Origin of the sequence: Nonomuraea terrae (assembly GCF_004348995.1) — a bacterium.
GTDB classification, from domain to species: domain Bacteria; phylum Actinomycetota; class Actinomycetes; order Streptosporangiales; family Streptosporangiaceae; genus Nonomuraea; species Nonomuraea terrae.
Genome location: NZ_SMKQ01000119.1, coordinates 1 through 26,689, shown reverse-complemented (window position 1 = coordinate 26,689; position 26,689 = coordinate 1). Strand labels below are relative to the sequence as shown.

Below are 26,689 nucleotides of genomic sequence, written 5' to 3'. Positions count from 1 at the left end.
TCCCAGGCGCGGTCGGGGGTGTGTTCCCAGTCGAACGCGGACGGGGGAGCGGGACGCGGCGCGGGAGCCGACACACGGCGCAGCACCTCGCGCATCCCGGGCCGGGCCGCCGGGTCCTTGGCGAGGCAGGCGGCCACGACCTCGCGCAGCGCGCGCGGCAGGTCGCCGAGGCGCGGCTCCTCGTGCAGGATGCGGTGGATCACGGCGGGCAGCGCGTCGTCGCCGAAGGGCGGCACCCCGGTCGCCGCGAACACCAGCACCGACGCCCACGAGAACACGTCCGCCGGCGCCTCCGCCGCCTTCCCGGACAGCCGTTCGGGCGCCATGTACGCGGGCGTGCCCACGATGCTGCTGGTCGCCTTCATGCCCGACCCCAGAGCAGCGGCGAGGCCGAAGTCCACCACCCGCGGCCCGTCCGGCCCGAGCAGCACGTTCGACGGCGTGAGGTCGCCGTGCACGACGCCGGCCCGGTGGATCGCGTCCAGCGCGGTCGCCGTCCCCACGGCCAGCTCCCGCAGCTCCGGCCCGCCCAGCGGCCCCTCCTGCTGCAGCGACGGCCCGTCCACGTACTCGGAGACGATGTACGGCCGCCCGCCCGTCGAGGCGTCCAGCACCCGCGCGAGGCAGTACGGCTCCACCCGGCTCGCCGCGGCGATGTCCGCGGCCAGCCGGTCACTCGCGGCGAGCCCCTCGTGCAGCACCTTGACCGCGACGGGTGTCCCGGTGTGCGCGCGGCCGAGGTAGACGACCCCGTGCCCGCCCGCACCGAGGCGCCCGGCCAGCCGGTACGGCCCCACCGCCGCCGGATCGCCCTCGCGCAGGGGTTCGACATTGGGCATGAGGGGAGTGACTCCTGTGACGGCTGAGATCCAGAACTCCAGCACCCTACTGGCAAATGTCAAGACTTGTCAGAAGTTAAGCTGATCAACACCGAAGAAAGGGGTGACAGGGTGCATGCGCTGGAGGACTACGCGCGGGGCGTGCGGGCCGGCTCGCGTACGTGGATCGCCCGCGCCATCACGCTGGTCGAGTCGACCCGGCACGACCACATGGCCCTGGCGCAGCGGCTGCTCGTCGAGCTCACCCCGCTGGCCGGCCGTGCCCGCAGGGTCGGCATCTCGGGCGTGCCCGGGGTCGGCAAGTCCACGTTCATCGACGCGCTCGGCACGCTGCTGACCGCGCGCGGCCACCAGGTGGCCGTGCTGGCCGTGGACCCGTCCTCCACCAGGACGGGCGGCAGCATCCTCGGCGACAAGACCCGTATGGCGCGGCTGTCGGCCGACCCGGCGGCGTTCATCCGGCCCTCGCCGACCTCCGGCACGCTCGGCGGCGTCACGAAGGCCACCCGGGAGGCCATGGTCGTGGTGGAGGCGGCCGGGTTCGACACCGTGCTGGTCGAGACCGTGGGCGTGGGGCAGTCGGAGACCGCGGTGGCCGACATGGTGGACACGTTCCTGCTGCTCACCCTGGCCCGCACCGGCGACCAGCTGCAGGGCATCAAGAAGGGCGTGCTGGAGCTGGCCGACGTCATCGCGGTCAACAAGGCCGACGGCGAGTACGCGCTGCCGGCCAGGAAGGCCGCCCGCGAGCTGGCCGGGGCGCTGCGCATGCTGCGCTCCGACACGGCCCCGCCGCCCGTGCTCACCTGCAGCGGGCTGACAGGGGAGGGCCTGGAGGACGTCTGGCGGCACGTGCTGGCCCACCAGGACGCCCTTGACGTGGCCGCCAAGCGCCGCGCCCAGCAGGTCGGCTGGACGTGGACGCTGGTCCGCGACCGCCTGCTCGCCGAGCTGCGCCACGACCCCAGGGTCACGGCGATCGCCGAGACGGTGGAGCAGGAGGTCCTGGCGGGCGAGCTCACCCCCGCCCTCGCCGCCGACCGCATCCTGTCCGCCTTCAAGCGCCCCTGACACGTTCCGGCACCGTACCGGAGAAACACCCTCTGTGTACGAGGCGTTACGGTCTGTCTCGAATCGGGGTGCGCGATCCCGGGGGCAGCATCGGAACCCTCGTGGTGCAGATACCTCTCCCACGGGTGGAACATCCCCACCCTCGCCCTCGGAGCCGCCCCAGGCGCCTGCGTGATCCATGTCACGATGGCGCGCAACCGAGTGGGGAGGGCACAGATGGGTGCGGAGTCGACGCTGCCCGCGAGGGTGGCGGGCGCGCTTGAGCAGTACGGCCGCCTCCTGGACGAGCACGGCATCACGTGGGGCGAGCCGGAGGTCCACTACGTGAAGTTCTTCGCCAGGCGCCGGGTGCTGCCGCCCTCGCTGCTCGACCGCTTCTGGGAGCTGGTGCTCAAAGCGGTCGCCGAACGCCACCCCGCCGAGCCGCCCGACCAGCTCGCCGCCCGCCTGGCCGAGCCGGACTACGACCGGGTGCTGCGCGACACCCTCGACGGCGAGCTGCCGGGCCACCTCGTCGCCGTGCGCATCGGACCCGGCGAGATCATCCTGGAAGGGGCGCCGCGCACGGTCCTGCTGCCGTCGTACACCGGTGAGGGCAACGGCGTGCCTCTCGTCGTGCCGCCGGGCGCGCAGCCCCCCGCGCCCGGCGCGTCCGTCACGTGGCGGCCCGCGCTCGTCCCCACTGTCCGGCTGGCGGGCCGCGGCGAGGAGCGGTTCCCGCTGCTCGTCGACTCCCGCCGTGAGGAGCCCTGCCCGGTCAGCGTGGACGGCGAGCACCGGCTGCTCGACCCGTACGGCGCCTGGCTGGTCGAGGTGGGCCAGGACAGCGTCGTCGTCGTGGACGGCGCCCCCGTCGGGCTGGACACCCTGGTGCGGCCCATCCCGTCGGCGCGGCTGCGCCTGGTGGCCGGGATGCCCTGCCGGTGGAGCGTGGTGGACGCCGACGGGGGCGGCTGGTTCCCGCCCGGCACGCCCGGCCGCTACGACTACCACGGCCGCCCGTACTTCCACGGCGACGACCTCGTCCTCGAGGTGCCGTGCGTGCCGCTGTCCGTCACGGCCGCGCGCGGCATGGAGTACGGCGAGGCCACGCTGGAGCTGCTGCCCGGCCCGGGCGGAGAGCACCGGGTGGAGCTCACCCCGCGGCGCCTGTACGACGCCGCCGCCCGCGGCTGGTACGGCGGCGACATGCACGCCCACCTCAACTGGGCGGGCGACGTGGTGGCCGTGCCCGCCGACGCGGCCGCCGCCCAGCACGGCGAGGACCTGCACGTGCTCAACCTGGTGGCCGGCAACGTCTCCGGCCGCCGGGTCTACGACCGCGAGGCCCTGGAGCACTGGTCGGACGAGGATCTGCCCTGGTCCGACGCGACCCACGTGGCCAGGATGGGCGTCGAGTACCGCAACGACCTGCTCGGCCACGTCTACGCGTTCGCGCCGCGCTCGGCCCCCGGCCGCTACCACACCGGGTTCGACGGCGACGCCGACTGGCCGCCCAACGCCGACGGGCTGCGCGAGCTGCGCGGCCTCGGCGCGCTCGTCGGCTACAGCCACCCGTTCTGCGCGCCGATCGGCGAGGGCGACCCGCCCGAGGGCGTCATGTCGCCCGTGCCGCGCGACTGCACCGCCCGCGAGCTGGTCGCCGACGCCGCGCTCGGCCTGGTGGACAGCCTCGACGTGCTCACGCACGCGTCGATCCAGGCCGCGGCGGCGGTGTACCGGCGGCTGATCGGCGCGGGCAACCGGCTGGCCGTCACGGCGGGCACCGACGCGACGATCTCGTTCACCCGCTCGCACGACCAGTCGAACCCGCCCGGCTGGGCCCGCGTCTACGCCCGCGTCGAGGGGGAGCTGACCGCCCGCTCGTTCGCCGCCGCCGTACGCGCGGGCCGGACGTTCGCCACCACCGGCCCGTGGCTGGAGCTGACGGTGAACGGCCACGGGCCCGGACACGTGATCGCCGCCCGCCCCGGTGACCGCCTCAGCGTCACCGCCACCGCTGTCGGGCCCGAGGTCGCCGCCGTGCGCATCCGCACCGCCGACGGTGTGCGCGCCGGGGCCGAGCGGCTGCCGGACGGCGAGCGGCGGCACGGCGACGACCGGCTCACCGTCTCCGCGGAGCTGCAGGTGGACGGGCCCACCTACGTGATCGCCGAGGTCCTGTGCGACCCGCACCCGCGCACGCTGACCGCCACCGGCTACGCCCTGACCAGCCCCGTCCACGTGGACGTGGCCGGCCGCCGGGTGGCCAGGCCCGAGGACGTGCGCTGGTGCCTGGAATGGCTCGACCTGCTGGAGGAGCTGATCAGGCAGCACGCCCGGCTGGTGAGCCCCTACCAGTTCGGCGACCACGTCTCGCTGCTGCAGCAGGCGCGGGCGGTCTACCGGGCACGGCTAGGCTGACCCGGATGGACGTCAAAGCCCTCCTGAGCGCCCACCCCGCCTGGCTCGACCACCTGGAGTCGGTCGACGGGCCCGACTTCGCGCTGCCCGCCGATCTCGCCACGGAGCTGCTGCGGCTCGCCGTGCCGCACGACGACGTGGGCGCCGTCGTGGCCGCCGCGCCGCAGCCCGGCACCGGCGTGTGGTGGCTGGCCGAGCGGTGCGTGCGCTCGCTGGTGTCCACGATGGGCGAGCTCGGCGGGCCGCCGTCGTTCCAGCCGCTGCCCGAGCTGGGGCCGTACTTCTACGTGTACGTCTTCCTCGCCGCGCTGCCGCACACCCGCGCCTACCACCGGCGGCTGGGCATCCCGGAGGAGGTGTCCTGGGCCACGTTCACCGACCTGGGGCGCAACATGACGGTGCACCGCAAGCGCCACGGCACCCCGGGCCTGCACGCCCCCCACTGGTTCATGCTGCACGCCCGCGGCCTGCTGTACGCCCTCGGCCGGCTGCAGTTCAACCGCGCCAGGCTCGGGCGGGTCGCGGCCGGCGCCATCCGGGAGGCCGGGCTGCCGGTCGGGCCCGGCTCGCCGGCGATCGACGTGCACGTGCCCGACTTCCTCGGCCCGCTCACGCCCGAGGCGTGCGAGGAGTCCTTCGTGCGGGCCCGGCGGTTCTTCCCCCGGCACTTCCCCGACGACAAGCCGCTGGTGATGACGTGCGGGTCGTGGCTGCTGAACGACGATCTCGCCCGCCGCCTGCCCGACGGCTCCAACATCGTCGCCTTCCAGCGCAGGTTCCGCCTGCTCCACCGATTCGACGACAGCGAGATGCTGGCCTTCGTGTACGGCGCCGACGCCGCCGACCCGGCCGCCCTGCCCCGGCGCACCCGCCTCGAACGCGCCGTCGCCGACCACGTCGCCGCCGGCGGCACCTGCCACGGCCGCGTCGGCTGGTTGCCCTTCTGACCGTCCCGATGCGCGCGCCGATTGCCCGTATGGGCTAGATTTTGTCCATGCGGTCAGAAAATGAGGCGAGCGGCCAGAAAGAGCGGTCGTTCATCGAGGAGGCGCGGCGGGCGCAGATCGTGGCCTCCGCGATCGAGGTGATCGCGGAGGTCGGGTTCGCGCAGGCGTCGCTGGCGCGGATCGCCCAGCACGCGGGCATCAGCAAGGGCGTCATCTCCTATCACTTCGCCGGCAAGGACGAGCTGATGGAGGAGGTCGTCGAGCGCACGTACGGCACGATCGCCGAGCACGTCGGCACCAGGATGGTCGGCCTCACCACGGCCACCGAGCTGCTGCGGGCGCACATCGTCTCCGTCGCCGACCACATGCGCGGCCACCGCACCCAGCTCTTGGCCCTGGGCGAGATTTTCTACAACCTCAGGACCGCGGACGGGCAGCCGCGCTACGGCATCAACGCCAACGAGGAGATCTACCGCGCGCTGGAGGAGATCTACCGGCTCGGTCAGGAGAGCGGCGAGTTCAGGGACTTCGACCGGCGGGTGATGGCCGTCGCCCACTCCTCGGCCATCGACAGCATGTTCGCGTACTGGGCCGCCAACCCCGGCCACGACCTGGACGCGCACGCACGGCAACTGGCCGACCTCTTCGAAAGGGCGTGTCGGAAATGACGACGCAGACGGGCACCAGGACAAGGCTCTACGCCATCGACAACCTGCGGATCGTGCTGACCGCGTTAGTGGTCGCGCACCACGCGGCGCTCACGTACGGCAACATCCCGCTCTGGTTCTACGTCGAGCCGGCCAAGGACCCCTCCGGGATCCTGCTCGACATCCTGGTGACGGTGAACCAGGCGTTCTTCATGGGCTTCTTCTTCCTCATCTCCGGCTTCTTCACCCCCGGCTCCCACGACCGCAAGGGCGGGCGCGCGTTCGTGCGCGACCGGCTGATCCGGCTCGGCATCCCGCTGCTCGCCTTCCTCCTGCTGCTCCGGCCGCTGGTCAACTTCGGCGGCTACCTCGCGCTGGACCTGCCGTACTGGCAGTACTACCTCGCCTCCTGGGACCCGGGGCCCATGTGGTTCGTCGAGGTGCTGATCGTCTTCGCCCTGGCGTACGCGGCCTGGCGGGCCCTGCTGCGCCCTGCCCAGGCGGAGCTGGCGCCCGCCCCGTTGAGGCCGCTCTGGATCGTCGCCTTCGTACTCGGCCTCGCCGTCGTGACGTTCCTGTGGCGTTTCCCCGTGCCGACCGGTACCTACGTGCCGGTGCTCGGCCTGCCGTCGCCGCAGTTCCTGCCGCAGTACGTGAGCATGTTCGTGCTCGGGTGCGTCGCCCACCGGCACGGGTGGTTCGAGACGCTGCCCGCGCGGGCGGGGCGGATCGGGCTGGCCGCCGCGGGCGTGGCGAGCGCGGTGCTGTTGCCGGCGGCGCTCCTGACCACAGGGGCGACGTCCCAGGCGTTGATGGCGCTGTGGGAGTCCGCCTTCGCCGTCAGCATGATCATCGGGCTGACCGTGCTGTTCCGCGAGCGGCACAACCGGCAGGGGCCGCGCGGCAGATTCCTGTCGGACCACGCCTTCACCGTCTACCTCATCCACCCGCTCGTGCTGGTCGCCCTCGGCTGGGCGCTGCGCTGGCTGGAGGCCCCCGCGGTCGCCAAGTTCGCGGTGCTGCTGGCGCTCGCGCTGCCGGCGTGCTGGTCGGTGGCCTATCTGGTCCGCTCCCTCCCGTACGCCAAGCGGGTGCTCTGACCGTCACGTCAGCATCGCCGGGAGGGCGGCCGGGCGGCCGCCGCGCACGCACACGTACGTGATCGTGCCGACGGCCACCAGCTCGCCCTCGCCCCGCCGGATCGTGAACGTCATCGTGATCGACGTCGTGCCGATCCGCGCGGGGCCGCTCTCCACGGCCAGCACGTCGCCGAGCCGGGCGGGGGCGTGGTGCTCGCATCCGCTGGCCCGGATCACCAGGTCGGCGCCCTGCCGCCGGAGCCGCTCGTAGCCGCCCCTGGCGGCGAGCCAGTCGAGGAAGGCGTCCTCGAAGAACTCGTAGTAGCGGATGGCGTGCACCATGGCCTGCGCGTCGCAGTGCCGGGGCCGCACCGGCAGCAGGGAGACCACCTCCGGCGTCAGGCGTCGTAGAGGGAGTCGAGGACCTGGCCGTGGCGCTCCTCGACCGCCTTGCGCTTGATCTTGAGGCTGGCGGTCAGCTCGCCCGTCTCCACCGTGAAGTCCTCGGCCAGGATCGCGAACTTCTTGACCGTGGCGTAACTGGCCAGGTCGGCGTTGACCTGCTTGATCGCCTTCTCGACCTCCTCGCGCATGCGCGGGTGCTCGCGCAGCTCCGCCGGGTCGAGCGGCAGCCCCTCGGCCTGCGCCCAGGGCTTGACCACGTCCATGTCCAGCGTCACCAGCGCCGTGACGTAGTTGCGCCGGTCGCCGTGGACGAACACGTGCGAGGCGTACGGGCAGGTGGCCTTGATGCGGCCCTCCAGGTACGTCGGCGCGACGTACTTGCCGCCCGAGGTCTTGATCAGCTCCTTCTTGCGGTCGGTGATGCGCAGCCGCCCGGCCTCGTCGAGTTCGCCGATGTCGCCGGTGTGCAGCCAGCCGTCGGCCAGCGCCTCGGCGGTCTCCTCCGGCAGGCCGTGGTAGCCGCGCATGATGCCGCGCCCGCCGATGAGGACCTCGCCGTCGTCGGCGATGCGCACCTCGGTGCCCGGGAAAGGCAGCCCGACCGTGCCGAACTTCACCGAGTCGGGCCGGTTGAGGAAGCTGCCCGCCGACGACTCGGTCAGCCCGTACCCTTCGAGGATCGTCAGACCGGCGGCGTCGAAGAACTCGGCGATGTCCTGCGACAGCGGCGCGGCGCCCGAGATGAAGAAGCGGATCCGGCCGCCGAAGCGGGCGCGCAGCTTGCTGAACACCAGACGGTCGGCGATGGCGTACTCGACGCGGGTGGTGAGCGGGACGGCCGCGTCGCGCTGGCGGGCCCGGCTGACCCGGATGCCCGTCTTGCGGGCCCAGGTGAAGATGCGCAGCTTGGGGCCGCCCTCGCGCCGCTGGGTCGCCACGACCGTGTTGTGGATCTTCTCGAAGATGCGCGGCGCGGCGGCCATGACCGTCGGCCGCACCACGCCGAGGTTGTCGGCGATCTTGTCGAGGCGGCCGTCGATCGCGGTCGGCACGCCCATGGCGATCATCACGACCTCCAGCAGCTTGCCGAACGAGTGGGACAGCGGCAGCCACAGGAAGTGCAGGTCGGTCGGCCCGATCAGGCCGACCTCGCGTACGGCCTGCGCCGTGTAGAGCCAGTTGTCGTGGGTCAGCTCCACGCCCTTGGGCCGGCCGGTGGTGCCGGAGGTGTAGATGAGCGTGGCCAGGTCGTCCTGGGCGATGGCGTCCACCATCGCGTCGTAGTCGCCCTTGCCGCCCTTGACCGAGTCGAGGGTGACGACCCAGCCGTCGTCGCTGGGGGAGCCGTCGACGACCACCACGTGGGTGACGCCGGGCAACTCGTCGCGCACCGACCTGAGCTTGGCCACCTGGCCGTCGTCCTCCGCGACGATGATCGTGCTGCCGGAGTCGTTGATGACGAACGCGCACTCGGCGGCCGTGTTGGACGGGTAGATGGTCGTCGTGGCCGCGCCGGTGGACAGCACCGCGAGGTCGGCCAGGATCCATTCGAGGCGGGTGGAGCAGAGGATGGACACGCGGTTGCCCGGCCCGGAGCCGAGCTCTGACAGGCCCAGGGCCAGCTCGCGCACGCGCTCGCCCACCTCCCGCCATGACAGTGACGTCCAGTCGTCATCGGACGGCACTCGGTACGCCTCGGCGTCGGGGGTCGCCGCGATCCGGTCACGCAGCAGGGCGGGAATGCTCGACATGCCTTGACCTCCTGGGGGTGTTGGCCCCGACTCTAGGGTGTGAGCGGCGTCTCAGTCGATGGTCTGGGCGGACCGTCGCCGCAGAGGTGCCTTGCCGGCCGTCGCGGGGCTCGCGTACGCTGTCATACGTCTTGTAGCCGAGCCCTGGGGGCAGTTGACGTGAGGATCTGAGGTCGCGGGCACCGCGCCGTTCCGCCCTGTCGTGGGCATGCGCGCACACCTGGACCTCGAGCATGTCCTCGCTCCGAGCTCGGACACGTCTCCGTGTTCCCCTGTGTCGCGTGCATCTGCGGTGTTCCCGCCAAGTCACGAAATTTCGGATTTTGTGATGGGAGCCGCCTCGTGTTTCATTCCATCGTCGTCGATCACGTGTCCTTCGCCTGGCCGGACGGCACGAAGGCGCTCGACAAGCTCGACGCCGCCTTCCCCGCGGGCCGCACCGGGCTCATCGGGGTCAACGGATCGGGCAAATCAACCCTGTTGAAGATCATCGCCGGAGAGCTGACCCCGCGCTCGGGCTCGGTGTCCGTCTCGGGGGTGATCGGGTACCTGCCGCAGAACGTCCCGCTGGGCGCGAGCCGTACCGTGTCGGACCTGCTGGAGATCAGCGCGACGCGGGCGGCGCTGCACGCCATCGAGAGCGGCGAGGTGACCGAGGAGCACTTCGCCGCGGTCGGCGACGACTGGGACGTCGAGGACCGCGCCCGGGCCGAGCTCGACCGGCTCGGCCTCGGCCACATCGGTCTCGACCGCACGGTCGGCACGCTGTCCGGCGGCGAGACCATCATGGTCGCGCTGTCCGCGCAGCTGCTGAAACGGCCCGACGTGCTGCTGCTCGACGAGCCCACCAACAACCTCGACCTGGACGCGCGCCGCCGGCTGTACGCCGCGGTCGCCGCCTGGCAGGGAGTGCTCCTGGTGGTCAGCCACGACCGCGCGCTGCTGGAGCTGGTGGACCAGATCGCCGAGCTGCGCGACGGCGCCGTCCGCATGTACGGCGGCAACCTCACCGCGTACGAGGCGCAGGTCGAGGCCGAGCAGGAGGTCGCTGAGCGGGTGGTCCGCACCGCCGGGGGCGAGGTGCGCCGGCAGCAGCGCGAGCTCATCGAGGCCCGCACCAGGATCGAGCGCAGCGCGCGCCAGGGCAGGAAGGCCGCCGAGAACAAGAAGGTTCCCAAGATGGTCGCGAACGCGCTCAAGCGCAAGGCCCAGGTGAACGCCGGCAAGCAGCGGGCGCTGCACCAGGAGAAGCTGGAGGAGGCCCGCGAACGGCTGACCGAGGCGGAGCAGGCGGTGCGCGACGACGCGGAGATCCGCATCGACCTGCCCGGCACCGAGGTGCCGGGCGGCCGAACGGTCCTGACCCTGCCGCTGGAGCCCGGCGAGGCGCCGGCCGAGGAGCCGGGGCTGAAAGTGCTGGAGACGCTCGTCATCCGGGGGCCGGAACGCATCGCGCTGCTCGGTCCCAACGGGTCGGGCAAGACCACGCTGCTCAAGCGGATCGTCGAGCAGGGCGCCCACGTGCCCGTCCGCTACCTGCCGCAGCGGCTCGACCTGCTGGACGACCGGCTGAGCGTGGTCGACAACGTCCGCGCCCTCGCCCCGTCGGCGTCGGTGAACGAGGTCCGCGCCCGGCTGGCGCGCTTCCTGTTCCGCGGGGAGCGGGCCGACCAGGCCGCCGGCACGTTGTCGGGCGGCGAGCGGTTCCGCGCCACCCTGGCCGCGCTGCTGTCGGCCGAGCCGCCGCCACAGCTGCTCCTGCTCGACGAGCCGACGAACAATCTCGACATGGCCAGCGTCCGGCAGCTCGCCCAGGCGCTGTCGGCGTACCGGGGCGCGCTCGTCGTGGCCGGCCACGACCTGCCGTTCCTGGAGAGCATCGGGATCACCCGCCGGCTGCGGCAGGACCGGCAGAAGGGACTGGCGGAATCGTCAATTGACGGTTAGGGATCAACCCGGCGATAGTGTGGCAGGTGGCTGGACCCCGGTTGATCTCCTCCGTTCTCGCTCTGGCGACGCTCACCGGCGTGGCCGCGTGCTCCTCGGCGGGCTCGTCGCCGGCCGGCGGCGAGCAGCGGATCTCCGGTGTCGCGGGCGGCGGAGGCGCCGCCCCGGACGCCAGTGCCGGGCCGGTCGCGCTGACGCCCGAGGCGTACAAGAGCGAGCTCGGCAACCTGCACGAGAAGATGGCCGGCGCGATCACCGGGCTGTCCCGCGCGCGCGGGCTGAAGGTCCTCGACCAGCGGATGTCCAGGGCCGAGGAGACGTTGAACGACGCCGTCGACACCCTGGACGCCGTCACCCCGCCCGCAGCCGTCCGCGCCCAGCACGAGGCGTACGTCGCCGGTCTGCGCGACTTCGCCGGCGAGCTGGGCGCCACGGCCGGCAAGGTCGGCGCGCGTGACCTGTGCACGTCCTCGGCCGTGCTCGCCGATCTGGGCGAGCAGCTCGGAGCGCTGGACGAGGCGGGCCAGGAGCTGGAGAGCGCCGGCGACTACCCGGCCGACATCGTCTCGGTCAAGGCCGCCGACCGGCAGACCAGGCGGCTGCGCAACGGCTCGTACATCAGCAAGGGCACGCTCAACGGCCGCGGCTCACTGGAGATCAACAACGGCGGCACCCGCGACGCCGTGGTGACCGTGGTCAGGGGCGGTGGCAAGGTGTTCAGCGTGTACGTGCGCAAGAAGGCGAAGTTCAAGGTCGCCGGCGTGCGCGACGGCAGCTACCGGATCTTCTTCACGCACGGCGTGGACTGGGACGGCAAGGCCAAGGCGTTCACCCGCGACTGCAGCTTCGAGAAGTTCGAGGAGTCGGTGTCGTTCAAGACGACCTACACCGCCACGCAGATCCGCTGGCACGACTGGCGGATCACGCTGCACGCGGTCGACGGCGGCAACGCCCGCACCTCGCCGGTCGACCCGGACGACTTCCCGTCCTGAACGGGACACGCGGAAGGCCGCGCGCCCCGGAGAGCGCGCGGCCTCGTCACGATCAGGTGGAGAAGAGCATGCCCACCCAGCTGCGCTGGCGGTGGTGGCCGTAGTGGCCGCCGTGGCCGCTGCCGTGGGGAGCGCCCCAGGCCGGGCCGCCGTGGACGGGAGGCGGAGGCGGGGGAGCGGCGTGGAACTGCGTCTCCATCCGCGCCAGCGTCTCCAGCTCGCCGTAGTCGAGGAAGATCCCACGACAGTTGTCACACTGCTCGATGTGGACGCCGTTGCGGTCGTAAGTCCGCATGTTCCCGCGGCACTTGGGGCACTGCATCGAAGTCGCTCTCCTTGGCTTTATGGTCTCTTGATGAAACCTACCGCGCGCAACCCCGTCATGCTTTGACGATTCTGTTGCACGCCTCGACCAACGAATGCTCGACCTCGTCGAGTTCCCGGCCCTCGCGCCCGGCATTGACGACGGCCACGGCGGCCAGCTGGACGGTGAGCGCCCTGGCGGGCACGTCGAGCCGCTGCCAGGGGTCGTCGCCCGCCCCGAGCGCGGGCCCGCCCGAGGCGAGATAGGCCCCGAGGAACCGCTCCCACACGGCCGGTTCGAGCAGGCCGGCGGCGTACCAGGCGGCGGGACGGGCCAGGTCCCACGCCGGGTCGCCGACGCCGAGGTCGTCGACGTCGATGAGCAGCCAGCGGTCGCGGTGGACGAGCTGGCCCAGATGCCAGTCGCCGTGCGTGAGCAGGCCAGGCAGCGGCGCCACCCGCCTGCGCCGGGGCTCGGGAAGCTCCTTGAACGCCCGCCTGATGAGCTGCTCGACCGGGCCGTCGCCCGGCATGCGGCCGACCGCGCGGGCGGCCCGCGCCGGCCCTCCGGCGGGCGGCAGGGCGGGCAGCAGCGTGAGGGGGACGGCGTGCAGCCGGGCCAGTAACCGGGCGCCCTCCTCCCAGGGCGCGGCGCGGGGATCGTCGTCCTGCGAGATCGGCCGGCCGGCGGGCCAGACGGTGACCGCGCGCCCGCCCGCCGCGAGCACCTGGGGCTCCAGCGGCGCCAGCATCACACTGCTCACCGCGGCCGAGGCGGCGGCCCGCACCCTCGGGCGCAACGCCTCGGCGTCGTCGCGCGCCGAATGGGCCTTGACCACGACCTCGCCCATGCGTAACACCACGACGTCGGTGCGTGTCGGATGGAAGACCGGCGTTCCCGTGCCGCCATACGCCGCGGCGACACCCGTCAGCTCCTGCTCCAGACCCACTCGTACAGACTATTCGGCGGTATGGGCCGTTCATGCCGCCGGACGCGATCTCCGGATCGTCTCGTCGTTCGTCTTGCAGGGATGGCGAGGACGAGGAGACCGAGGCGGCCTGAGCCGTCCGGCCTTGCCCGGCGGCCTGCCGAGGGGCCGATCCCCAGAAGGGCTGAGATTCGTCATCGGGCCGGCCTTCGTTCTGGCCACGCTGTACCACCCTGCGGACGAGTGCGCTCAACGTACGGGGCGGGGCCTGAAAGTCACAGCCGCGGACGCCGTGACTTTCAGGATCAGCAAGTCAGGCCGTGAGGGCAGCCGCCGCTTCCCGGTAGATGACGCTCGGGTCCTCGGACAGCCACGCCTTCACCTGGCGGCTCCAGGCGTCGGCGAGTATCTCGGACCGATGCGCCTCAATGCCGTCCAGGGCCGCCGCGACGATCACCTCGGGGGCGCTCTTGTCGCCGTTGTACCAGGCCATCATGTCGGTGTCCGCAGCGCCCAAGTGCAGTCCCGTCACCAGAGTGCGCTGATGGGCCAGCTCCAGGCGGACGCTGTTGGTGAGCGCCCACTCGGCGGCCTTGGCCGCGTGGTACGCGCCCGCGCCGTCGAAAGCGAGCCACGAGATCGCCGATAGCACGTTGAGGATCGCGCCGTCGGCCAGCTGGGGCGCGAAGGCGCGGATCACGTTGAGGGTGCCGTAGAAATGGGTGTCCATCTCGCGGCGGATCGTGTCCAGGTCACCGGTGACCAGGTTCGCGCCGGTGGAGATGCCCGCGTTGTTAATGACGATCTTGACATCGGGTGCCGCTGCCGCGGCGGCGGCGATCGATGCCGGATCGGTGATGTCGAGGCGCAGCGGGACGACCCCGGGCACGTCGATGAGGTCCGGGCGGCGGGCGGTGGCGTACACCCTGCCCGCGCCGCGATCGAGAAGAGAAAGGACGAACTGCTGGCCCAGGCCGCGGTTGGCGCCGGTGACCAGCACGTGTGCTCCGTTGATCTGCATGCCGGATAGGCTAAAACCTGACGTTGACGTCAGAGGCAAGTCTTGTGATGGAGGTCACGGTGCGTATCGGCGAGTTGGCGGCGCGGTCGGGCGTCAGCGTGCGGGCCTTGCGCTACTACGAGGAGCAGGGGCTGCTGGAGGCGAACAGGAGCGACTCCGGGCAGCGCCACTACCCCGAATCGGCGGTCGACCGGGTTCAGCTGATCCAGATGCTCTACGCGGCCGGTTTGTCCAGCCGGACCATCGCCGAGCTGCTGCCCTGCGTCGAGGCCAAGGTCAGCACTCCGGAGTCACGGGCCCGGCTGTTCGCCGAGCGCGATCGCATCGACGCCCAGATCGCCGGGTTGACCCGTACCCGTAACCGCCTCGACGCGGTCATCGCCTCGTCCGGAAGCCCGGACAGCGGCTGCACGTGGATCGCAGACCGGGACGCCGCGGCGCACGTGAGCCACTTCGCGACGCCGGGATCGCGACGGCCAGGTAGGGCTCTGTCCTAAGGCGGCCAGCGGCTACGCCGAGGACGGCCGCACTCTCCTTCTCACCCGGACCCAAGACCCCGCGAGTCGCCACGCTCGTGTCGGCGATCGCGGGTCATCCGGCGCTTGCCGTCCTGACCGGAGCATGCGGCTTCGCGGGGTTCATCACTGTGGAGCCGGCGGTTGCCGCGTTCCTGCTTGGACCCTGTGCTCCAAGCTGATCGCCCCGACCCAGGCCGCGGCGCATGGACCGGAAAGGAAGGCCCTCGCCGCATCGCCGGTGAGGGCCTTCTGCCGTTCTGGGCACCGACTACCAGCGCACCGAGAGCAGACGCGCCGGGCAGGTAGCAAGAAAGATTCAGTGCCCTGAGAACGCGCAGCCCGCCTATCTTCTCGTAACGCCGGCCGAGATCACCGGCGATCTCTGCCGGCTGAGCCGTCCTCGGTCAGTAGGTCTCGATGACGGTGCTGTTGTCGGCGTAATCCTGCTCAGGTGTCGAGGTGGTGGCGATGGCCTGCAGGTGGAAAGGCCCGTTTGCGGAGTCATACCGTTTGACCGTCACCTCGAAGTGTTGCGGGAACTTGCCGTCTACCAGGTCGCAGGTCGCTCCGAAGTGGCCGTACTGGCAGAAGGCCGTGCCGTTGCGCACTCCGGTGATGACCTGGCCATAGGAGACATACATATCGAGGTTCACCAGCCCGGTCCGGCCCTGCGCGCCGACGCTCACGATATAGGTGTCGTAGGAGGGTGCCGAACCTCTCACCCAGACATTTACCGCCGTCTCGGCTTGGGCGGGGCCGGCGCCGCCGAGCAGCGTCGCGGCGGAAAGAGCGGCGAATACGGTAAGGGACATGGCGCTTCAAGACTGACTCCCTTTACTGAGCTCACGAGAAATACACGGGGAGCATGTCGTGGCACACCGGAGAAGATCAATTCCTGGCAGGTAATGGGCAACGGTCGAAGGACCGCTGCTGCAGCCGGCCCCCGGTCGGCGAGGGCGCATTTTCCGATGGCGTGGCCATCCTCGGGAGGCCATCGGCGGCTTAAAGCCCCCTTTTCAGGGCCCGGGCGGGGAAGCGTGGTCCTGGGTGCGGGGCGGGTGGCCACGCCCGCTCAGGTCGCCCCCGCGGATCCGACCGGGTCAGGCTTCTGGCGCCGGGCCGGGAAGGTCGTGCTGGCGCAGGTCTCGCAGGTGCACGACTTGGCTGGTGGCGAGGGTGTCCGCATGGTGCTTGAACGCGTCCCACGGGACGAACACGTTGTGGTGCTGAAGGATGGGCCGCTTGAGGATGTCGGGCTCGTACAGGTCGGCCAGCACGCCGGCGGACTCTGTCCAGCCCACCGACCACAGCGTGACGTCGTTGAGCGGCATGGGGCAGTCGCGCAGCGCGAAGGGGATGCAGCTCTGACAGACGGGCGGCGCGTTCGTGCGCTGATCCACTCGCGCGGCCGCCATGGGCGGTTCGTCGGCCCGGAGGGCACGTCGGTGCGGCGGGCCCCGACCAAGGGCGAGGAGATCGCCGAGGAGATCGCCTCCCGGATCAGCCGGGGACGTTACCGGCCGGGGGAGTGCCTGCCGGGGGAGACGTCGCTGTCCGCGGAGTTCGGTGTCACCCGCAAGGTGGTGCGGGCCGCGCCGGCGCTGTTGCGTGAGCGGGGTCTCGTCGAGACGGTGGCGCCGAAGGGGCCTTCGTCCGGGAGTGCTGAGTGGTCCCTGCCGTAAGTCGTTCGGGGGTCAGTGGCTGAGGTGGAGATGGCCATTGCCATCCCAGACGCTGACCTACGCGGGCAGGTCCGCCGCTTCCCGTATGGCGGTGACGGCCGCCGTCGGGACGTAGTTCTCGGGCACGCCGTCGACCATGATGATGTCGCCCTCGATGTGCCGCGAGCGCAGCGGCGCGATCTCCCGGTACGCGGGAGAATCCCACCACGCCCGCGCCTCGGCGATCCCTGGGAACCCGATCATCACGACATGTCCGGGCCAGTTGCCCTCCTTCACCTCGTGCTGGGTGGCGTGGACGAGGTAGCGGCCGCCGTACGGCTCGAAGGTGGTGGGGAGCCGTTCGATGTACTCCGCGATCTCCGGGTGCGGGGCTGCCTCCTGCAGGTGGGCGATGACGTAGGCCGGCACGGTGTCCTCCCGGTGAAGTCGTGTTCGGTGCGCTGCCGAGTCTGGCACGCCCTGCGTAGGCAGGGCCATTACCTGGCAGGTAGGCGATCTTGCATCGCAGGCCGACGTGCGGCCTTCGTGTGAGCCGGTTCTCGTGATCGCCCGAAGGTGGTCGATGCCGTGGACAGTGAGGTTGCCCAGGGTGGTGACGTCGACTGCCTCTCGTGTCCGCACAGCACTCAGCCATGCCGAGGTGTAGCGGGAGGCTCCGCGCTGGGGGCAGAATGATCGACAGGGTGCCGCTGCGGAAGATGCGCGGACTGGCCACGCCGGTGGGCGACTGGTCTCGTTCTTCCTCGCAGGTCACAGGCCCATGTCTGGGACGAACTCGCGTCGGTCAGACTGGGGGCATGAGAGTCGGTTTCGCCGTTCCGCAGTCAGGGCCCTGGGCCACCCCCGAGAACATGCGCCGCATCGCCGTGCGGGCCGAGGAGCTCGGCTACGACGCGCTCTGGACGTTCCAGCGGCTGGTGTACCCGGTCGGGCACCTCATGGGGCCCACCTACCGCGCCGTCCACGACCCGCTGATCACGCTGGCCCACGTGTCGGCCGTGACGAGCCGGATCGAGCTGGGCGTGGCGGTGATCAACGCCTACGTCCAGCCGATCGTGCTGGCCAAGCAGCTGGCCACGCTGCAGACCGTCTCGGGCGGCAGGGTCACCGCGGGGATCGGCCTGGGCTGGCTGCCGGAGGAGTTCGAGGCGACCGGCGTCGAGATGACGCGGCGCGGGCGCAGAGGAGAGGAGTTCGTCGAGCTGCTGCGCAAGGCGTGGGCCGACGACGTGGTCGAGCACTCCGGCGAGTTCTACCGGGTGCCCGCCTCCCACATCGACCCCAAGCCGGTGCCGGGGCCGCCGCGCGTCCTGCTGGGCGGCACCGCCGAGGTCGCGCTGCGCCGCGCCGCACGGCTGGCCGACGGCTGGGTCAGCTCCAGCCGGGAGGACCTGTCGGCGATCGCCGGGCGGGTGCGGCTGATCAAGGCCGAGCTGGCTGGGGCGGGGCGGGACGCGGAGGCGTTCCGGTTCGTCTGCCGCGGCGTCACCCAGGTGCGGGAGGCCGACGAGGACCGGCCGCTGACCGGCACGTACGACAAGATCAGGAACGACGTGGCGGCGCTGGCCGAGCAGGGCGTCACCGACGTCTTCCACGATCTGAACTTCGACCGCGAGATCCCGTCGTCCGATGCCGGCGAGGCGATGCGCCGCGCCGAGGAGGCTCTGGAGGCGCTGGCCCCGTAGCAGGCCGACGGGCGGCGCGCCGGTGTGCTGACCTGCGCGGTCGGCCGTTTGGAGCGTTCCCGTGACCTTCGTGACATCGCGCACGACAGAGTACGTCGTCTGGTGCGGAAGCTCAATATTCATTTCTTATGAATTAATATTGACCCTCGCCGGGTCGGCGTGCCAAGGTCTGTGATCGCGGCCGGATCCTCACTCCCAGCGGCCGCCCACGGAGGTCACTGTGAGTCAACTTCACGCGAGCCGACGCGATGTGAGCCGGCGCGGCTTTCTCGCCGGCTTCGGCGCGCTCGGCATCGCTTCCACCTTGGGCGCATGCGCGACCAGCACTCCGGCGCGGCCCGCCGGGGGCGGCGGTCAGTCCAGCACGGCACTGGTCCTGAAGTCCCGCGAGAGCAGCGACAACGGCCGCAAGGGCATGCAGGCGCTGCTGGACGAGTTCGCCAAGCAGCATCCGCAGTACAAGAGCACTCTCAACACGATGGAGGCGGCGGCGTTCCAGCAGCAGATCCGCGCCGACCTCACCCTGTCCACCCCACCCGACGTGCTCACGTGGTTCGCCGGTGAGATCGCGAGCGACTTCGCGCAGCAGAGCCTGCTGCTCGACGTCACCTCGGTCTACCCCGCCCAGGGCTACAGCGAGCAGTTCGCCAAGCTGTCGACCGACGCGACGGGCAAGAAGATCTTCATCCCGACCGTCTACTACTGGTGGGGCGTCTTCTACCGGAAGTCCTATTTCGACAAGTGGGGCGTCGCCGAGCCGAAGACCTGGGACGAGTTCGTCGCGCTGTGCAAGACGCTGCAGGGCAAGGGGGTCAGCCCGATCGCGCTGCCGCTGGCCGATGCGGCGTGGCTGACCGCGTCCTGGTTCGACTACCTCAACCTGCGCATCAACGGGGCCGGCTTCCACCGGGCGCTGCTCGCCGGCAACGAGGCCTACACCGACGCGCGGGTGACGAAGGTGCTGGACACCTGGAAGGAGGTGCTGCCGTACCTCGACCCCGCGAGCAAGGGCCTGGCCTCCACGGAGGGCTACGCGAAGTGGCAGCAGGGCAAGGACGCGATGTTCCTGTGCGGTCCCTTCCTCGCCGACGCGATGCCCGCGGACGTCAAGGACGACATCAGCTTCTTCCAGTTCCCCATCGTCGACCCGGCGGTGCCGGTCGTCGAGGAGGCGCCGCTGGACGGCTTCATCGCCAGCGCCCACACCGCCAACCCGGAGGGGGCCAAGGCGTTCCTCGGGTTCGTCGCGACCCCCGCGGCCCAGGAGCTCTACCTGAAGATCTCCGGCAACGCGCTCCTCCCGGCCAACTCCGACGCCAAGTCGCCGGTCAGCACGCCGCTGCTGGAGAAGGGCCGGGCGATGGTGGCCGGGGCGGCCGACGTGACGCAGTTCTTCAACCGCGACACCAACGACGACCAGCTCAACGCGCTCACCACGGCGCTGGTGCGGTTCATCGACGAGCCGGACAAGGGCGCCGACATCCAGAAGCAGTGGCAGAGCGACTCGGCGAAGGCCCGCGGTAACTGACCATGGCGTCCGTTGCCAAGTCCTACCGGCCCGCCGCCAAGCCGTACCGGCGTACCTGGCACGGGTCCCGCGACGCACTCGTGCTGCTCGCTTTCGTGCTCGTCCCGTTCGCGCTCGAGATGTTCTGGACCTTCTGGCCGGCGCTCAACAGCCTCTACATCTCGCTGACCCAATGGGACGGGATCTCGCCGCCGACGTTCATCGGCCTGGACAACTACGCCCGGATGTGGTCGGACGCCACGTTCCTGCTGGCGCTGCGCAACACCGTCCTGTGGCTGGTGCTGTTCGGCGGGCTTTCGGTGCTGGGCGGGTTCGGCCTGGCGTTGCTGCTCGACAAGCCGCGCCCGGGCGTCGGGATCTACCGGGCGATCTTCTTCCTGCCGGTGGTCTTCTCGATGGTCGTCACCGCGCTCGTGTGGCGGATGATCTACCAGCCGGAGGGCGTGGTCAACGGCCTGCTCTCCGCCGTCGGGCTCGCCGACCAGGCGCGCATCTGGCTCGGCGACAGCGACACCGTGCTGTACGCCCTGATCGTGCCGGCGCTCTGGCGGCAGATCGGCTACATCATGGTGCTGTTCCTGGCAGGGTTGAAGACCGTCGATCCGCTGCTGCACGAGGCGGCCAGGACGGACGGGGCGAACGCCTTCCAGCGGTTCCGGCACATCACCCTGCCGCAGCTGCGGCCGATCACCACGGTCGTGCTCGCGGTCACCGTGATCGACGCGCTGCGCTCGTTCGACATCGTCTGGGCGCTCACCAAGGGCGGGCCGTACCACTCATCGGAGCTGCTGAGCACCTACCAGTTCTCCACCGGTGTGCTCGGCTCGCAGCTCGGGTACGGCTCAGCGCTCGCCGTGGTGATCTTCATCCTCACCGTCGGGACGATCATCGTGTACCTGGTCCGCAGCCTTGGCGAGGAGGAGAGCGCATGACGGCGGTGCAGTCCCGGAACCCCCGGCTGCGAACGTGGCTGTTCCACGGCGGCATGCCCGTGCTGGCGGTGCTGTGGTTGATCCCGCTCGCGCTGGTCGTGCTCACGTCGCTGCGCACCTTCGACGACCTGGCCGCTTCCGGGCTCGCCAGCGTCCCGGACGGGCTGACCGCCGAGCCGTACCGGCAGGCGCTGGCGTCGGGTCAGTGGCGGTCGATCCTGAACAGCCTGCTCATCACCGTGCCCGTCGTCCTGGTGACGCTGGTGCTCGCCTCGATGGCGGCGTACGGGCTGGCGCGGCACCGCATCCCGTTCCGGCGGACGATGCTGCTGCTGATGCTGGCGGGCAACCTGCTGCCGGCGCAGCTGCTGCTCATCCCGGTGCTGAAGCTCACCGAGCAGTTCGGGCTGTTCGACTCCCTCATGGGCATGATCGTCGTGCAGACCGCGGTGGGGCTCGGCTTCTACACGTTCGTGCTGCACGGGTTCATGCGCGGCATCCCGCAGGAGCTGACGCACGCGGCGAGGATCGACGGCGCCACGACGTTCGGGGTGTACCTGCGCATCGTCCTGCCGCTGACCAAGCCGGCGCTCGCGGCGCTGGGCTCGCTCTGCTTCACCTGGACGTTCAACGACCTGGTGTGGTCGATCACGCTGCTGCGCAGCGAGGACAAGCTCCCGGTCACCCCGGCCATCCTCGGCATGCAGGGCGAGTTCGTCTCCTCGTGGAACGTCATCGCGGCGGCGACCGTGATCGCCGCGATCCCCACGGTGATCGTCTTCCTGCGCTTCCAGCGTTACTTCATCTCCGGCCTGCTGATCGGATCGTCCCGATGACGCGATGGGCACTTCGCACCGCCACCACCTCCTACCAGGTACGACTCGCGCCCGACGGCGCCTGGGCGGAGCTCGCGTACTGGGGGCCGGCCGTCGAGGAGACGCTCGTGCCGGGGCCGCTGGAATACGCCGGGCCCACCCCCTACTCCACCGCGGCCGACGTCGCCGCCTGCGAGTACGCGCCCTTCGGGGTGCGGCACTTCGCCCAGCTCGACCTGATCGCCGAGCGCGAGGGCGGCGTCAGAGGCACGCTCTGGCGGCACAGCGGCGACGATCTGGCCGACAAGGACGGCACCACCGAGCTGCGGCTGCGCTTCGCCGACGCGTCGCAGCGGCTCACGGCCACCCTGTGCTACCGCGTCAGCCGCGATCACGACGTGGTCGAGCGCTGGGCCGAGATCACGAACGAGGCAGACACCCCGCTCCGGCTGGAACGGTCGCGATCGGCCGCGTTCACCATGCCCACCCCGGGCGGGGCGCGGCTGCACTACCTGCACGGACGCTGGGCGCAGGAGTTCCAGACCGGCCAGGTCGAGCTCCGGCACGGCCGGTTCACGCTGGAGAACCGGCTCGGCGTGACCGGGCTGGCGCACTCGCCGTGGCTCGCCGTACAGCCACTGGACGAACCGGACGGTCCCACCTGGAGCACGGCCCTGGCGTGGAGCGGGTCGTGGGCCATCGACGCCGACGCGGACTCCGCCGAGGGCGTCACCCGGGTGAGCCTCGGCCGGCTGCCGGTGGAGGCGGCCATCGAGCTGGCGCCCGGCGAGACCTTCACCTCCCCGCCGGCCTGCGGGCTGTACAGCCCGGACGGCCTGGCGGGCGCGGCGCGGGCGTGGCACGCCTACCAGCGGGGGCTGCGCCGGGACGTGACGCTGCCCGTCGTCTACAATTCCTGGTTCGCCACCGAGTTCCGGGTGCGCGCGGACGAGCAGATCCAGCTGGCGCGCAAGGCCGCCGCCATCGGGGTGGAGACGTTCGTGGTGGACGACGGCTGGTTCGTCGGCCGCGACGACGACCGGGGTGGCCTCGGCGACTGGGAGCCGGACCCGGCGAAGTTCCCCGGCGGGTTCGACCGTTTCGTCGCCCAGGTACGGGAGCTCGGCCTCGGTTTCGGCCTGTGGGTCGAGCCCGAGGGGGTGAGCCCGCGCTCACGGCTCTACGCCGAGCATCCCGACTGGGTCTACCAGGTGCCCGGCCGGCCGATGACGACGATCCGCAACCAGTACGTGCTCAACCTCGGCCGCGCCGACGCGGCGGCCTGGGCGCACGCCGCTCTCGATCGCCTGCTGTCCCGGTACGACATCTCCTACCTCAAGTGGGACATGAACCGCCCGATGACCGAGCGCGGCGCCGGCGCCGACCTCGACGGACGGCACGTCGCGAACTACTACGCCATCCTGGAGGCGCTCCGGCGCGACCACCCCGGCGTGGTCGTCGAAGGGTGCGCCGCCGGCGGCGGCCGGGCCGACCTCGCCACGGTGGCCCGCTGCGACGTGCTCTGGCCGAGCGACAACACCGGGCCGCTCGACCGGCTCGTCGTCCAGCACGGTTTCCTGCAGGCGTTCGCGCCGCACCTGATGAGCTCGTGGGTCACCGACGACCCGGGGTTCTTCGCCACCAGTCCGCGCAGCCGGGACTTCCGGTACGTGACCGCGATGGCGGGCGTGCTCGGCATAGGCGCCGACATCTCGGCCTGGGACCAGGAGCGGCTCGACGAGGCGGCCCGCTGGATCAGCCTCTACCGGTCCGTCCGGGACGTCGTCCAGCTCGGCGAGGTGCACCGGCACGGGGATCCGCGCGGGCCGTTCTACGCCGTCGAGTACGCCCGCGACGACACCGTCGTGCTGCTGTCCTGGCGCACCGGTCACGCTCGCGGGTCCGCCACGCACGTGAGCCGCCCGCCCCGGGTCCGGCCGCGCGGCGTCGACCCGGCCGCGCGCTATCGGCGCCGGGACGACGACAGCCGGCACAGCGGGGCCGCGCTGGCCGCCGCGGGGCTGGCGCCGCTGCCTGACGACACGACCGACGCCTCGGTCGTGATCCTGGATCGGGTGTAGGCCGTCATCATGAATCGGATGGAGATGGACCGACAACTGCTCGCAGGAAAAGTGGCCGTGGTGACCGGCGCCGCCTCCGGCATCGGGGCGGCGGTCGTCGAGCGCTTCCTCGCGGAGGGCGCCCACGTGATCGCCGTCGACCTGACCGAGCCGGACGGCGCGGCGCCCGCCGGGGTGCTGCCGCTCGCCGGCGACGTCGCGCAGGCCGGGACCTGGACGCGGATCGCCGACCTGGCCCGCGCCGAGTTCGGCCGCCTCGACGTGCTCCATTCCAACGCGAGCGTGAACATCACGGCCCCCGCGCACGAGCTGGCCGAGACCGACTGGAACCGGCAGATCGCCGTCAACCTGACCGCCACCTACCTCGGCGTCCGTGCCTGCGTGGGGCTGCTCGGCGCGGGCTTCCCCGAGCGGGGAGCCGGCGCGGTGGTGCTGAGCTCGTCCGTGCACGCCGTCGCCGGGTTGCCGGGGCATCCCGCGTACGCGGCGGCCAAGGGCGGGCTCATCTCCCTGGGCCGGCAGCTCGCCGTCGAGTACGGCCCGCGGGTGCGGGTCAACACCGTGCTCCCCGGGCCGATCCTGACCCCGGCGTGGGACGGCGTCAGCGCGGAGGACCGCCGCCGGAGCGCGGCCGCGACGGCCGCCGGGCGCTTCGGACGTCCCGAGGAGGTGGCCGCCGCGGTGGTCTTCCTCGCCTCGGCGCAGAGCTCGTACATCACCGGGACGAGCCTGCTGGTGGACGGCGGCTGGAGCGCGAAGAAGGATTCGGCGTGAGCGATACGGCAACCCCGACCCGAGGATGGAGAAATTGAGCATTTACCCAGGTCGTGGCATACACGGGCAGGTGGTCGAAGCGATCGGCCGGCGGATCGTCTCGGGTCAGGAGGCGCCCGGCTCCACCCTTGACCTGGACGCGCTGGAGATCACCTACGACGTGAGCAAGACCGTCGTGCGGGAGGCGCTGAAGGTGCTCGCCGCCAAGGGGCTCGTGGACGCGCGGCCCAAACGCGGGACCTTCGTCCGGTCCCGCTCGCAGTGGAGTCTGCTCGATCCCGACCTGCTGCGCTGGCAGTTCGAGGAACCCTCCGGTTCCGGGCTGCTCGACGACCTCTACGAGGTGCGGATCATCGTGGAGCCGGCCGGCGCCAGGCTCGCCGCGCTCCGCCGTACCGAGGAGGAGGTGGAGCTGCTGGCGGCCGCGCTCGCGGCCGTGGACGAGCAGGCCGACGCCGAAGCGATCATCGAAGCCGACCTCGCGTTCCACCGGCAGCTGCTGGAGGCCTCGCACAACGAACTGCTGATCCGGATGGAGTACATCATCGAGATCGGACTGCGCGCCCGTGACCTGCTCGTGCACACCGAGGGACACCGGGACGACTTCCTGCCGCCGCACCGGGCCGTGCTCGACGCCGTGCGCCGGGCGGACCCCGACGGCGCCGAGCGCGCGATGCGGGAGCTGCTGGAGCAGGCGGCCAAGGACGAGCAGCAGATCAAGAATCGTGGCGGCAAGTGAAGATCGTCGACATCGAGACGTTCCTGGTGCCGCCCCGGTGGTTGTTCTGCCAGGTGCGGACCGACGAGGGCGTGATCGGCTGGGGTGAGCCCGTCGTGGAGGGCCGCGCCGAAGCGGTGCGCGCGGCCGTGCACACCATGGCGGAGTACCTGATCGGCCAGGATCCGCTGCGGATCGAGGACCACTGGCAGGTGCTGGCCAACGGCGGCTTCTACCGCGGCGGCCCGGTGCTGTCCAGCGCGCTGGCCGGGCTCGACCAGGCGCTGTGGGACATCGCCGGCAAGACGTACGGCGTGCCCGTGCACGCGCTGCTCGGCGGGCCGGTCCGCGACCGGGTCCGGATGTACGCCTGGGTCGGCGGCGACGACCCGGCCGAACTGGCCGACGGCATCACCGAGCGGATCGAGGCCGGGTTCACCGCGGTCAAGATGAACGCGGTCGGCCGGCTGCCCGGGGCGGCGACCATGGCCGACGTCGCGGCGGTGGTGGACCGGGTCGCCCTGGCCAGGGAGCTCCTCGGGCCGGGCCGCGACGTCGCGGTGGACTTCCACGGCCGCGTCTCGGCGGCCGAGGCCCGGCGGATCCTGCCGCTGCTGGCTCCGCTGCAGCCGATGTTCGCCGAGGAGCCGGTCCTGCCCGACCGGCCGCAGCTGCTCCGCGACGTGGTGACCGCGAGCAGCGTGCCGGTCGCCGTGGGGGAGCGGCTCTATTCGCGCTGGGACTTCCGGCCGGTGATCGAGGCCGGGGTGGCGGTGGTGCAGCCCGACCTCTCGCACGCGGGCGGCATCTCCGAGACCCGCAGGATCGCGGCGCTCGCCGAGGTGTGGGACGCCAAGCTCGCCCCGCACTGCCCGCTCGGGCCGATCGCGCTCGCGGCCAGTCTGCAGGTCGCGTTCGCGACGCCGAACTTCCTGATCCAGGAGCACTCGATCGGCATCCACTACAACCAGGGGGACGACCTGCTGGACTACGTCGCCGACCCCGAGGTGTTCCGCTTCGTCGACGGATACGCCGCGCGCCCGACCGCCCCGGGGCTGGGCGTGGAGATCGACGAGGCCGCGGTACGGCGGGCCGACCAGGTGGGGCACGCGTGGCGGAACCCGATCTGGCGGCACGACGACGGCGGGCTGGCGGAATGGTGACGACGAGCCGGGTGGCGCTGCGGGCCCGCTTCGACCTGCCGCACGGCGGGCGCTGGGTGTCGTTGTCGGGCGGCGGCCGCGAATGGCTGTGGTCCCGCCCGGATCCGGCGCGGGCGACGGTCACGCCGGGGTCGGCGTTCGTCGACGCGGGCGGCCTGGAGGAGTGCGTCCCGACGGTCCGGGGCACGCCCGACCACGGCGAGGCGTGGGCCCGCCCCTGGTCGGGCGCTCCCGCCGAGGCCGCGGTGACCTGCGACGCCTTCGAGCTGCGCCGCACGGTGACGCGGGAGGCGGGAGCGGTGGTGGCGGGCTACCGGCTGGCCGCCGATCCCGGATACGCGTTCGTGTGGGCGGCCCACGCCCTGCTCGATCTGAGTGCGCACGCGCGGATCGTCGCCCCCACCGACACCCCGGTACGCCTCTACCCCGAGGCGGCGCCGTTGCTCGACGGCCCCTGGC

At 71.6% G+C, this 26,689-nt stretch carries 27 protein-coding genes; 18 read left to right on the top strand and 9 right to left on the bottom strand.

Features of this window, described 5'->3' with window-relative positions:
• Window positions 1-839: serine/threonine-protein kinase (locus E1286_RS29795; RefSeq protein ID WP_132617775.1), on the bottom strand; the 839-nt coding region annotated here is incomplete at its 3' end.
• Window positions 840-950: 111 nt separating this feature from the next.
• On the opposite strand from E1286_RS29795, the gene meaB reads away from it, so the two are divergent.
• The 5 genes from meaB to E1286_RS29770 all read left to right on the top strand — a co-directional run bounded on the left by meaB (window position 951) and on the right by E1286_RS29770 (window position 7,007).
• Window positions 951-1,910, top strand: coding sequence for a methylmalonyl Co-A mutase-associated GTPase MeaB (gene meaB / locus E1286_RS29790; protein ID WP_132617773.1), 960 nt, complete (start codon window positions 951-953; stop codon window positions 1,908-1,910).
• A 216-nt stretch (window positions 1,911-2,126) separates the two neighbouring features.
• On the top strand, window positions 2,127-4,313 hold the full coding sequence (locus E1286_RS29785; protein ID WP_132617771.1) for a CehA/McbA family metallohydrolase: 2,187 nt from the start codon (window positions 2,127-2,129) through the stop codon (window positions 4,311-4,313).
• 5 nt (window positions 4,314-4,318) lie between these two features.
• Window positions 4,319-5,260: an acyltransferase domain-containing protein gene (locus tag E1286_RS29780; RefSeq protein WP_165969971.1), complete on the top strand. Its 942-nt coding sequence runs from the start codon at window positions 4,319-4,321 to the stop codon at window positions 5,258-5,260.
• A 47-nt stretch (window positions 5,261-5,307) separates the two neighbouring features.
• Window positions 5,308-5,928 (top strand): TetR/AcrR family transcriptional regulator, encoded by a 621-nt coding sequence (locus tag E1286_RS29775; protein ID WP_132617768.1) that lies wholly within the window; start codon window positions 5,308-5,310, stop codon window positions 5,926-5,928.
• A complete protein-coding gene (locus E1286_RS29770) occupies window positions 5,925-7,007 on the top strand; it encodes an acyltransferase family protein (protein ID WP_132617766.1) in 1,083 nt (360 codons plus the stop codon). The genes E1286_RS29775 and E1286_RS29770 overlap by 4 nt, the downstream gene beginning before the upstream one ends.
• Window positions 7,008-7,010: 3 nt before the next feature.
• Here the strand turns inward: E1286_RS29770 and E1286_RS29765 are convergent, their stop codons facing one another.
• Entirely contained in the window at window positions 7,011-7,376 is a 366-nt protein-coding gene (locus E1286_RS29765) for an acyl-CoA thioesterase (RefSeq protein WP_132617764.1), read from the bottom strand.
• An 8-nt stretch (window positions 7,377-7,384) separates the two neighbouring features.
• The gene (locus E1286_RS29760) at window positions 7,385-9,142 is read right to left on the bottom strand and encodes an AMP-dependent synthetase/ligase (protein ID WP_132617762.1); all 1,758 of its coding nucleotides are present in this window, start codon (window positions 9,140-9,142) and stop codon (window positions 7,385-7,387) included.
• A 342-nt stretch (window positions 9,143-9,484) separates the two neighbouring features.
• On the opposite strand from E1286_RS29760, the gene E1286_RS29755 reads away from it, so the two are divergent.
• Both E1286_RS29755 and E1286_RS29750 read left to right on the top strand, forming a co-directional pair.
• The gene (locus E1286_RS29755) at window positions 9,485-11,089 is read left to right on the top strand and encodes an ABC-F family ATP-binding cassette domain-containing protein (RefSeq protein WP_132617760.1); all 1,605 of its coding nucleotides are present in this window, start codon (window positions 9,485-9,487) and stop codon (window positions 11,087-11,089) included.
• Window positions 11,090-11,115: 26 nt separating this feature from the next.
• Window positions 11,116-12,081 (top strand): hypothetical protein, encoded by a 966-nt coding sequence (locus E1286_RS29750; protein ID WP_132617758.1) that lies wholly within the window; start codon window positions 11,116-11,118, stop codon window positions 12,079-12,081.
• Window positions 12,082-12,133: 52 nt separating this feature from the next.
• On the opposite strand, the gene E1286_RS29745 is transcribed toward E1286_RS29750, so the two are convergent.
• From E1286_RS29745 to E1286_RS29735, 3 genes are all read right to left on the bottom strand, one after another.
• Window positions 12,134-12,403 carry a TFIIB-type zinc ribbon-containing protein gene (locus tag E1286_RS29745; protein ID WP_132617756.1) on the bottom strand — a complete coding sequence of 90 codons (270 nt, stop codon included), beginning with the start codon at window positions 12,401-12,403 and terminating at the stop codon, window positions 12,134-12,136.
• Window positions 12,404-12,461: 58 nt separating this feature from the next.
• Window positions 12,462-13,334, bottom strand: a complete 873-nt coding sequence (locus tag E1286_RS29740) for a phosphotransferase (protein WP_132617754.1) — start codon at window positions 13,332-13,334, stop codon at window positions 12,462-12,464.
• 292 nt (window positions 13,335-13,626) lie between these two features.
• The gene (locus E1286_RS29735; protein WP_132617752.1) at window positions 13,627-14,334 is read right to left on the bottom strand and encodes an SDR family oxidoreductase; all 708 of its coding nucleotides are present in this window, start codon (window positions 14,332-14,334) and stop codon (window positions 13,627-13,629) included.
• Window positions 14,335-14,393: 59 nt separating this feature from the next.
• On the opposite strand from E1286_RS29735, the gene E1286_RS29730 reads away from it, so the two are divergent.
• Complete coding sequence (locus E1286_RS29730; protein WP_132617750.1) at window positions 14,394-14,831, top strand: MerR family transcriptional regulator; 438 nt, start codon at window positions 14,394-14,396, stop codon at window positions 14,829-14,831.
• Between the two features lie 425 nt (window positions 14,832-15,256).
• Here E1286_RS29730 and E1286_RS29725 read toward each other — a convergent pair whose 3' ends face one another.
• Both E1286_RS29725 and E1286_RS50570 read right to left on the bottom strand, forming a co-directional pair.
• Window positions 15,257-15,664, bottom strand: a complete 408-nt coding sequence (locus E1286_RS29725) for a hypothetical protein (RefSeq protein ID WP_132617748.1) — start codon at window positions 15,662-15,664, stop codon at window positions 15,257-15,259.
• 288 nt (window positions 15,665-15,952) lie between these two features.
• A complete protein-coding gene (locus tag E1286_RS50570; RefSeq protein WP_246075309.1) occupies window positions 15,953-16,267 on the bottom strand; it encodes a hypothetical protein in 315 nt (104 codons plus the stop codon).
• Window positions 16,268-16,297: 30 nt separating this feature from the next.
• Between E1286_RS50570 and E1286_RS50565 the strand changes: the two genes are divergently transcribed.
• Window positions 16,298-16,534: a GntR family transcriptional regulator gene (locus E1286_RS50565; RefSeq protein ID WP_246075307.1), complete on the top strand. Its 237-nt coding sequence runs from the start codon at window positions 16,298-16,300 to the stop codon at window positions 16,532-16,534.
• A gap of 57 nt (window positions 16,535-16,591) precedes the next feature.
• On the opposite strand, the gene E1286_RS29715 is transcribed toward E1286_RS50565, so the two are convergent.
• Complete coding sequence (locus tag E1286_RS29715) at window positions 16,592-16,942, bottom strand: DUF1330 domain-containing protein (RefSeq protein ID WP_132617744.1); 351 nt, start codon at window positions 16,940-16,942, stop codon at window positions 16,592-16,594.
• A 389-nt stretch (window positions 16,943-17,331) separates the two neighbouring features.
• Between E1286_RS29715 and E1286_RS29710 the strand changes: the two genes are divergently transcribed.
• From E1286_RS29710 to E1286_RS29670, 9 genes are all read left to right on the top strand, one after another.
• Window positions 17,332-18,219 (top strand): TIGR03619 family F420-dependent LLM class oxidoreductase, encoded by an 888-nt coding sequence (locus E1286_RS29710; protein ID WP_132617742.1) that lies wholly within the window; start codon window positions 17,332-17,334, stop codon window positions 18,217-18,219.
• Window positions 18,220-18,439: 220 nt separating this feature from the next.
• Window positions 18,440-19,747, top strand: coding sequence for an ABC transporter substrate-binding protein (locus E1286_RS29705; RefSeq protein WP_132617739.1), 1,308 nt, complete (start codon window positions 18,440-18,442; stop codon window positions 19,745-19,747).
• Window positions 19,748-19,749: 2 nt separating this feature from the next.
• A complete protein-coding gene (locus tag E1286_RS29700; RefSeq protein WP_132617737.1) occupies window positions 19,750-20,679 on the top strand; it encodes a carbohydrate ABC transporter permease in 930 nt (309 codons plus the stop codon).
• The gene (locus E1286_RS29695; protein WP_132617735.1) at window positions 20,676-21,515 is read left to right on the top strand and encodes a carbohydrate ABC transporter permease; all 840 of its coding nucleotides are present in this window, start codon (window positions 20,676-20,678) and stop codon (window positions 21,513-21,515) included. Before E1286_RS29700 ends, E1286_RS29695 begins: the two co-directional genes overlap by 4 nt.
• Entirely contained in the window at window positions 21,512-23,575 is a 2,064-nt protein-coding gene (locus E1286_RS29690) for an alpha-galactosidase (RefSeq protein ID WP_132617733.1), read from the top strand. The genes E1286_RS29695 and E1286_RS29690 overlap by 4 nt, the downstream gene beginning before the upstream one ends.
• An 18-nt stretch (window positions 23,576-23,593) precedes the next feature.
• A complete protein-coding gene (locus E1286_RS29685; protein WP_246075305.1) occupies window positions 23,594-24,349 on the top strand; it encodes an SDR family NAD(P)-dependent oxidoreductase in 756 nt (251 codons plus the stop codon).
• 70 nt (window positions 24,350-24,419) lie between these two features.
• Complete coding sequence (locus E1286_RS29680) at window positions 24,420-25,088, top strand: FadR/GntR family transcriptional regulator (RefSeq protein WP_246075303.1); 669 nt, start codon at window positions 24,420-24,422, stop codon at window positions 25,086-25,088.
• Window positions 25,085-26,230: a galactonate dehydratase gene (gene dgoD, locus E1286_RS29675; protein ID WP_132617729.1), complete on the top strand. Its 1,146-nt coding sequence runs from the start codon at window positions 25,085-25,087 to the stop codon at window positions 26,228-26,230. Before E1286_RS29680 ends, dgoD begins: the two co-directional genes overlap by 4 nt.
• Window positions 26,224-26,689, top strand: a 466-nt coding sequence (locus E1286_RS29670; RefSeq protein WP_223190521.1) for a hypothetical protein, incomplete at its 3' end; no start/stop codon positions are given. The genes dgoD and E1286_RS29670, both read left to right, overlap by 7 nt.

Coding starts and splice junctions, on each gene's coding strand:
- E1286_RS29785 (WP_132617771.1), top strand. CDS start 2,127: ATGGGTGCGGAGTCGACGCTGCCCGCGAGGGTGGCGGGCGCGCTTGAG.
- E1286_RS29780 (WP_165969971.1), top strand. CDS start 4,319: ATGGACGTCAAAGCCCTCCTGAGCGCCCACCCCGCCTGGCTCGACCAC.
- E1286_RS29775 (WP_132617768.1), top strand. CDS start 5,308: ATGCGGTCAGAAAATGAGGCGAGCGGCCAGAAAGAGCGGTCGTTCATC.
- E1286_RS29770 (WP_132617766.1), top strand. CDS start 5,925: ATGACGACGCAGACGGGCACCAGGACAAGGCTCTACGCCATCGACAAC.
- E1286_RS29760 (WP_132617762.1), bottom strand. CDS start 9,142: ATGTCGAGCATTCCCGCCCTGCTGCGTGACCGGATCGCGGCGACCCCC.
- E1286_RS29745 (WP_132617756.1), bottom strand. CDS start 12,403: ATGCAGTGCCCCAAGTGCCGCGGGAACATGCGGACTTACGACCGCAAC.
- E1286_RS29735 (WP_132617752.1), bottom strand. CDS start 14,334: ATGCAGATCAACGGAGCACACGTGCTGGTCACCGGCGCCAACCGCGGC.
- E1286_RS29725 (WP_132617748.1), bottom strand. CDS start 15,664: ATGTCCCTTACCGTATTCGCCGCTCTTTCCGCCGCGACGCTGCTCGGC.
- E1286_RS50570 (WP_246075309.1), bottom strand. CDS start 16,267: ATGGCGGCCGCGCGAGTGGATCAGCGCACGAACGCGCCGCCCGTCTGT.
- E1286_RS29710 (WP_132617742.1), top strand. CDS start 17,332: ATGAGAGTCGGTTTCGCCGTTCCGCAGTCAGGGCCCTGGGCCACCCCC.
- E1286_RS29700 (WP_132617737.1), top strand. CDS start 19,750: ATGGCGTCCGTTGCCAAGTCCTACCGGCCCGCCGCCAAGCCGTACCGG.
- E1286_RS29695 (WP_132617735.1), top strand. CDS start 20,676: ATGACGGCGGTGCAGTCCCGGAACCCCCGGCTGCGAACGTGGCTGTTC.
- E1286_RS29690 (WP_132617733.1), top strand. CDS start 21,512: ATGACGCGATGGGCACTTCGCACCGCCACCACCTCCTACCAGGTACGA.
- E1286_RS29685 (WP_246075305.1), top strand. CDS start 23,594: ATGGAGATGGACCGACAACTGCTCGCAGGAAAAGTGGCCGTGGTGACC.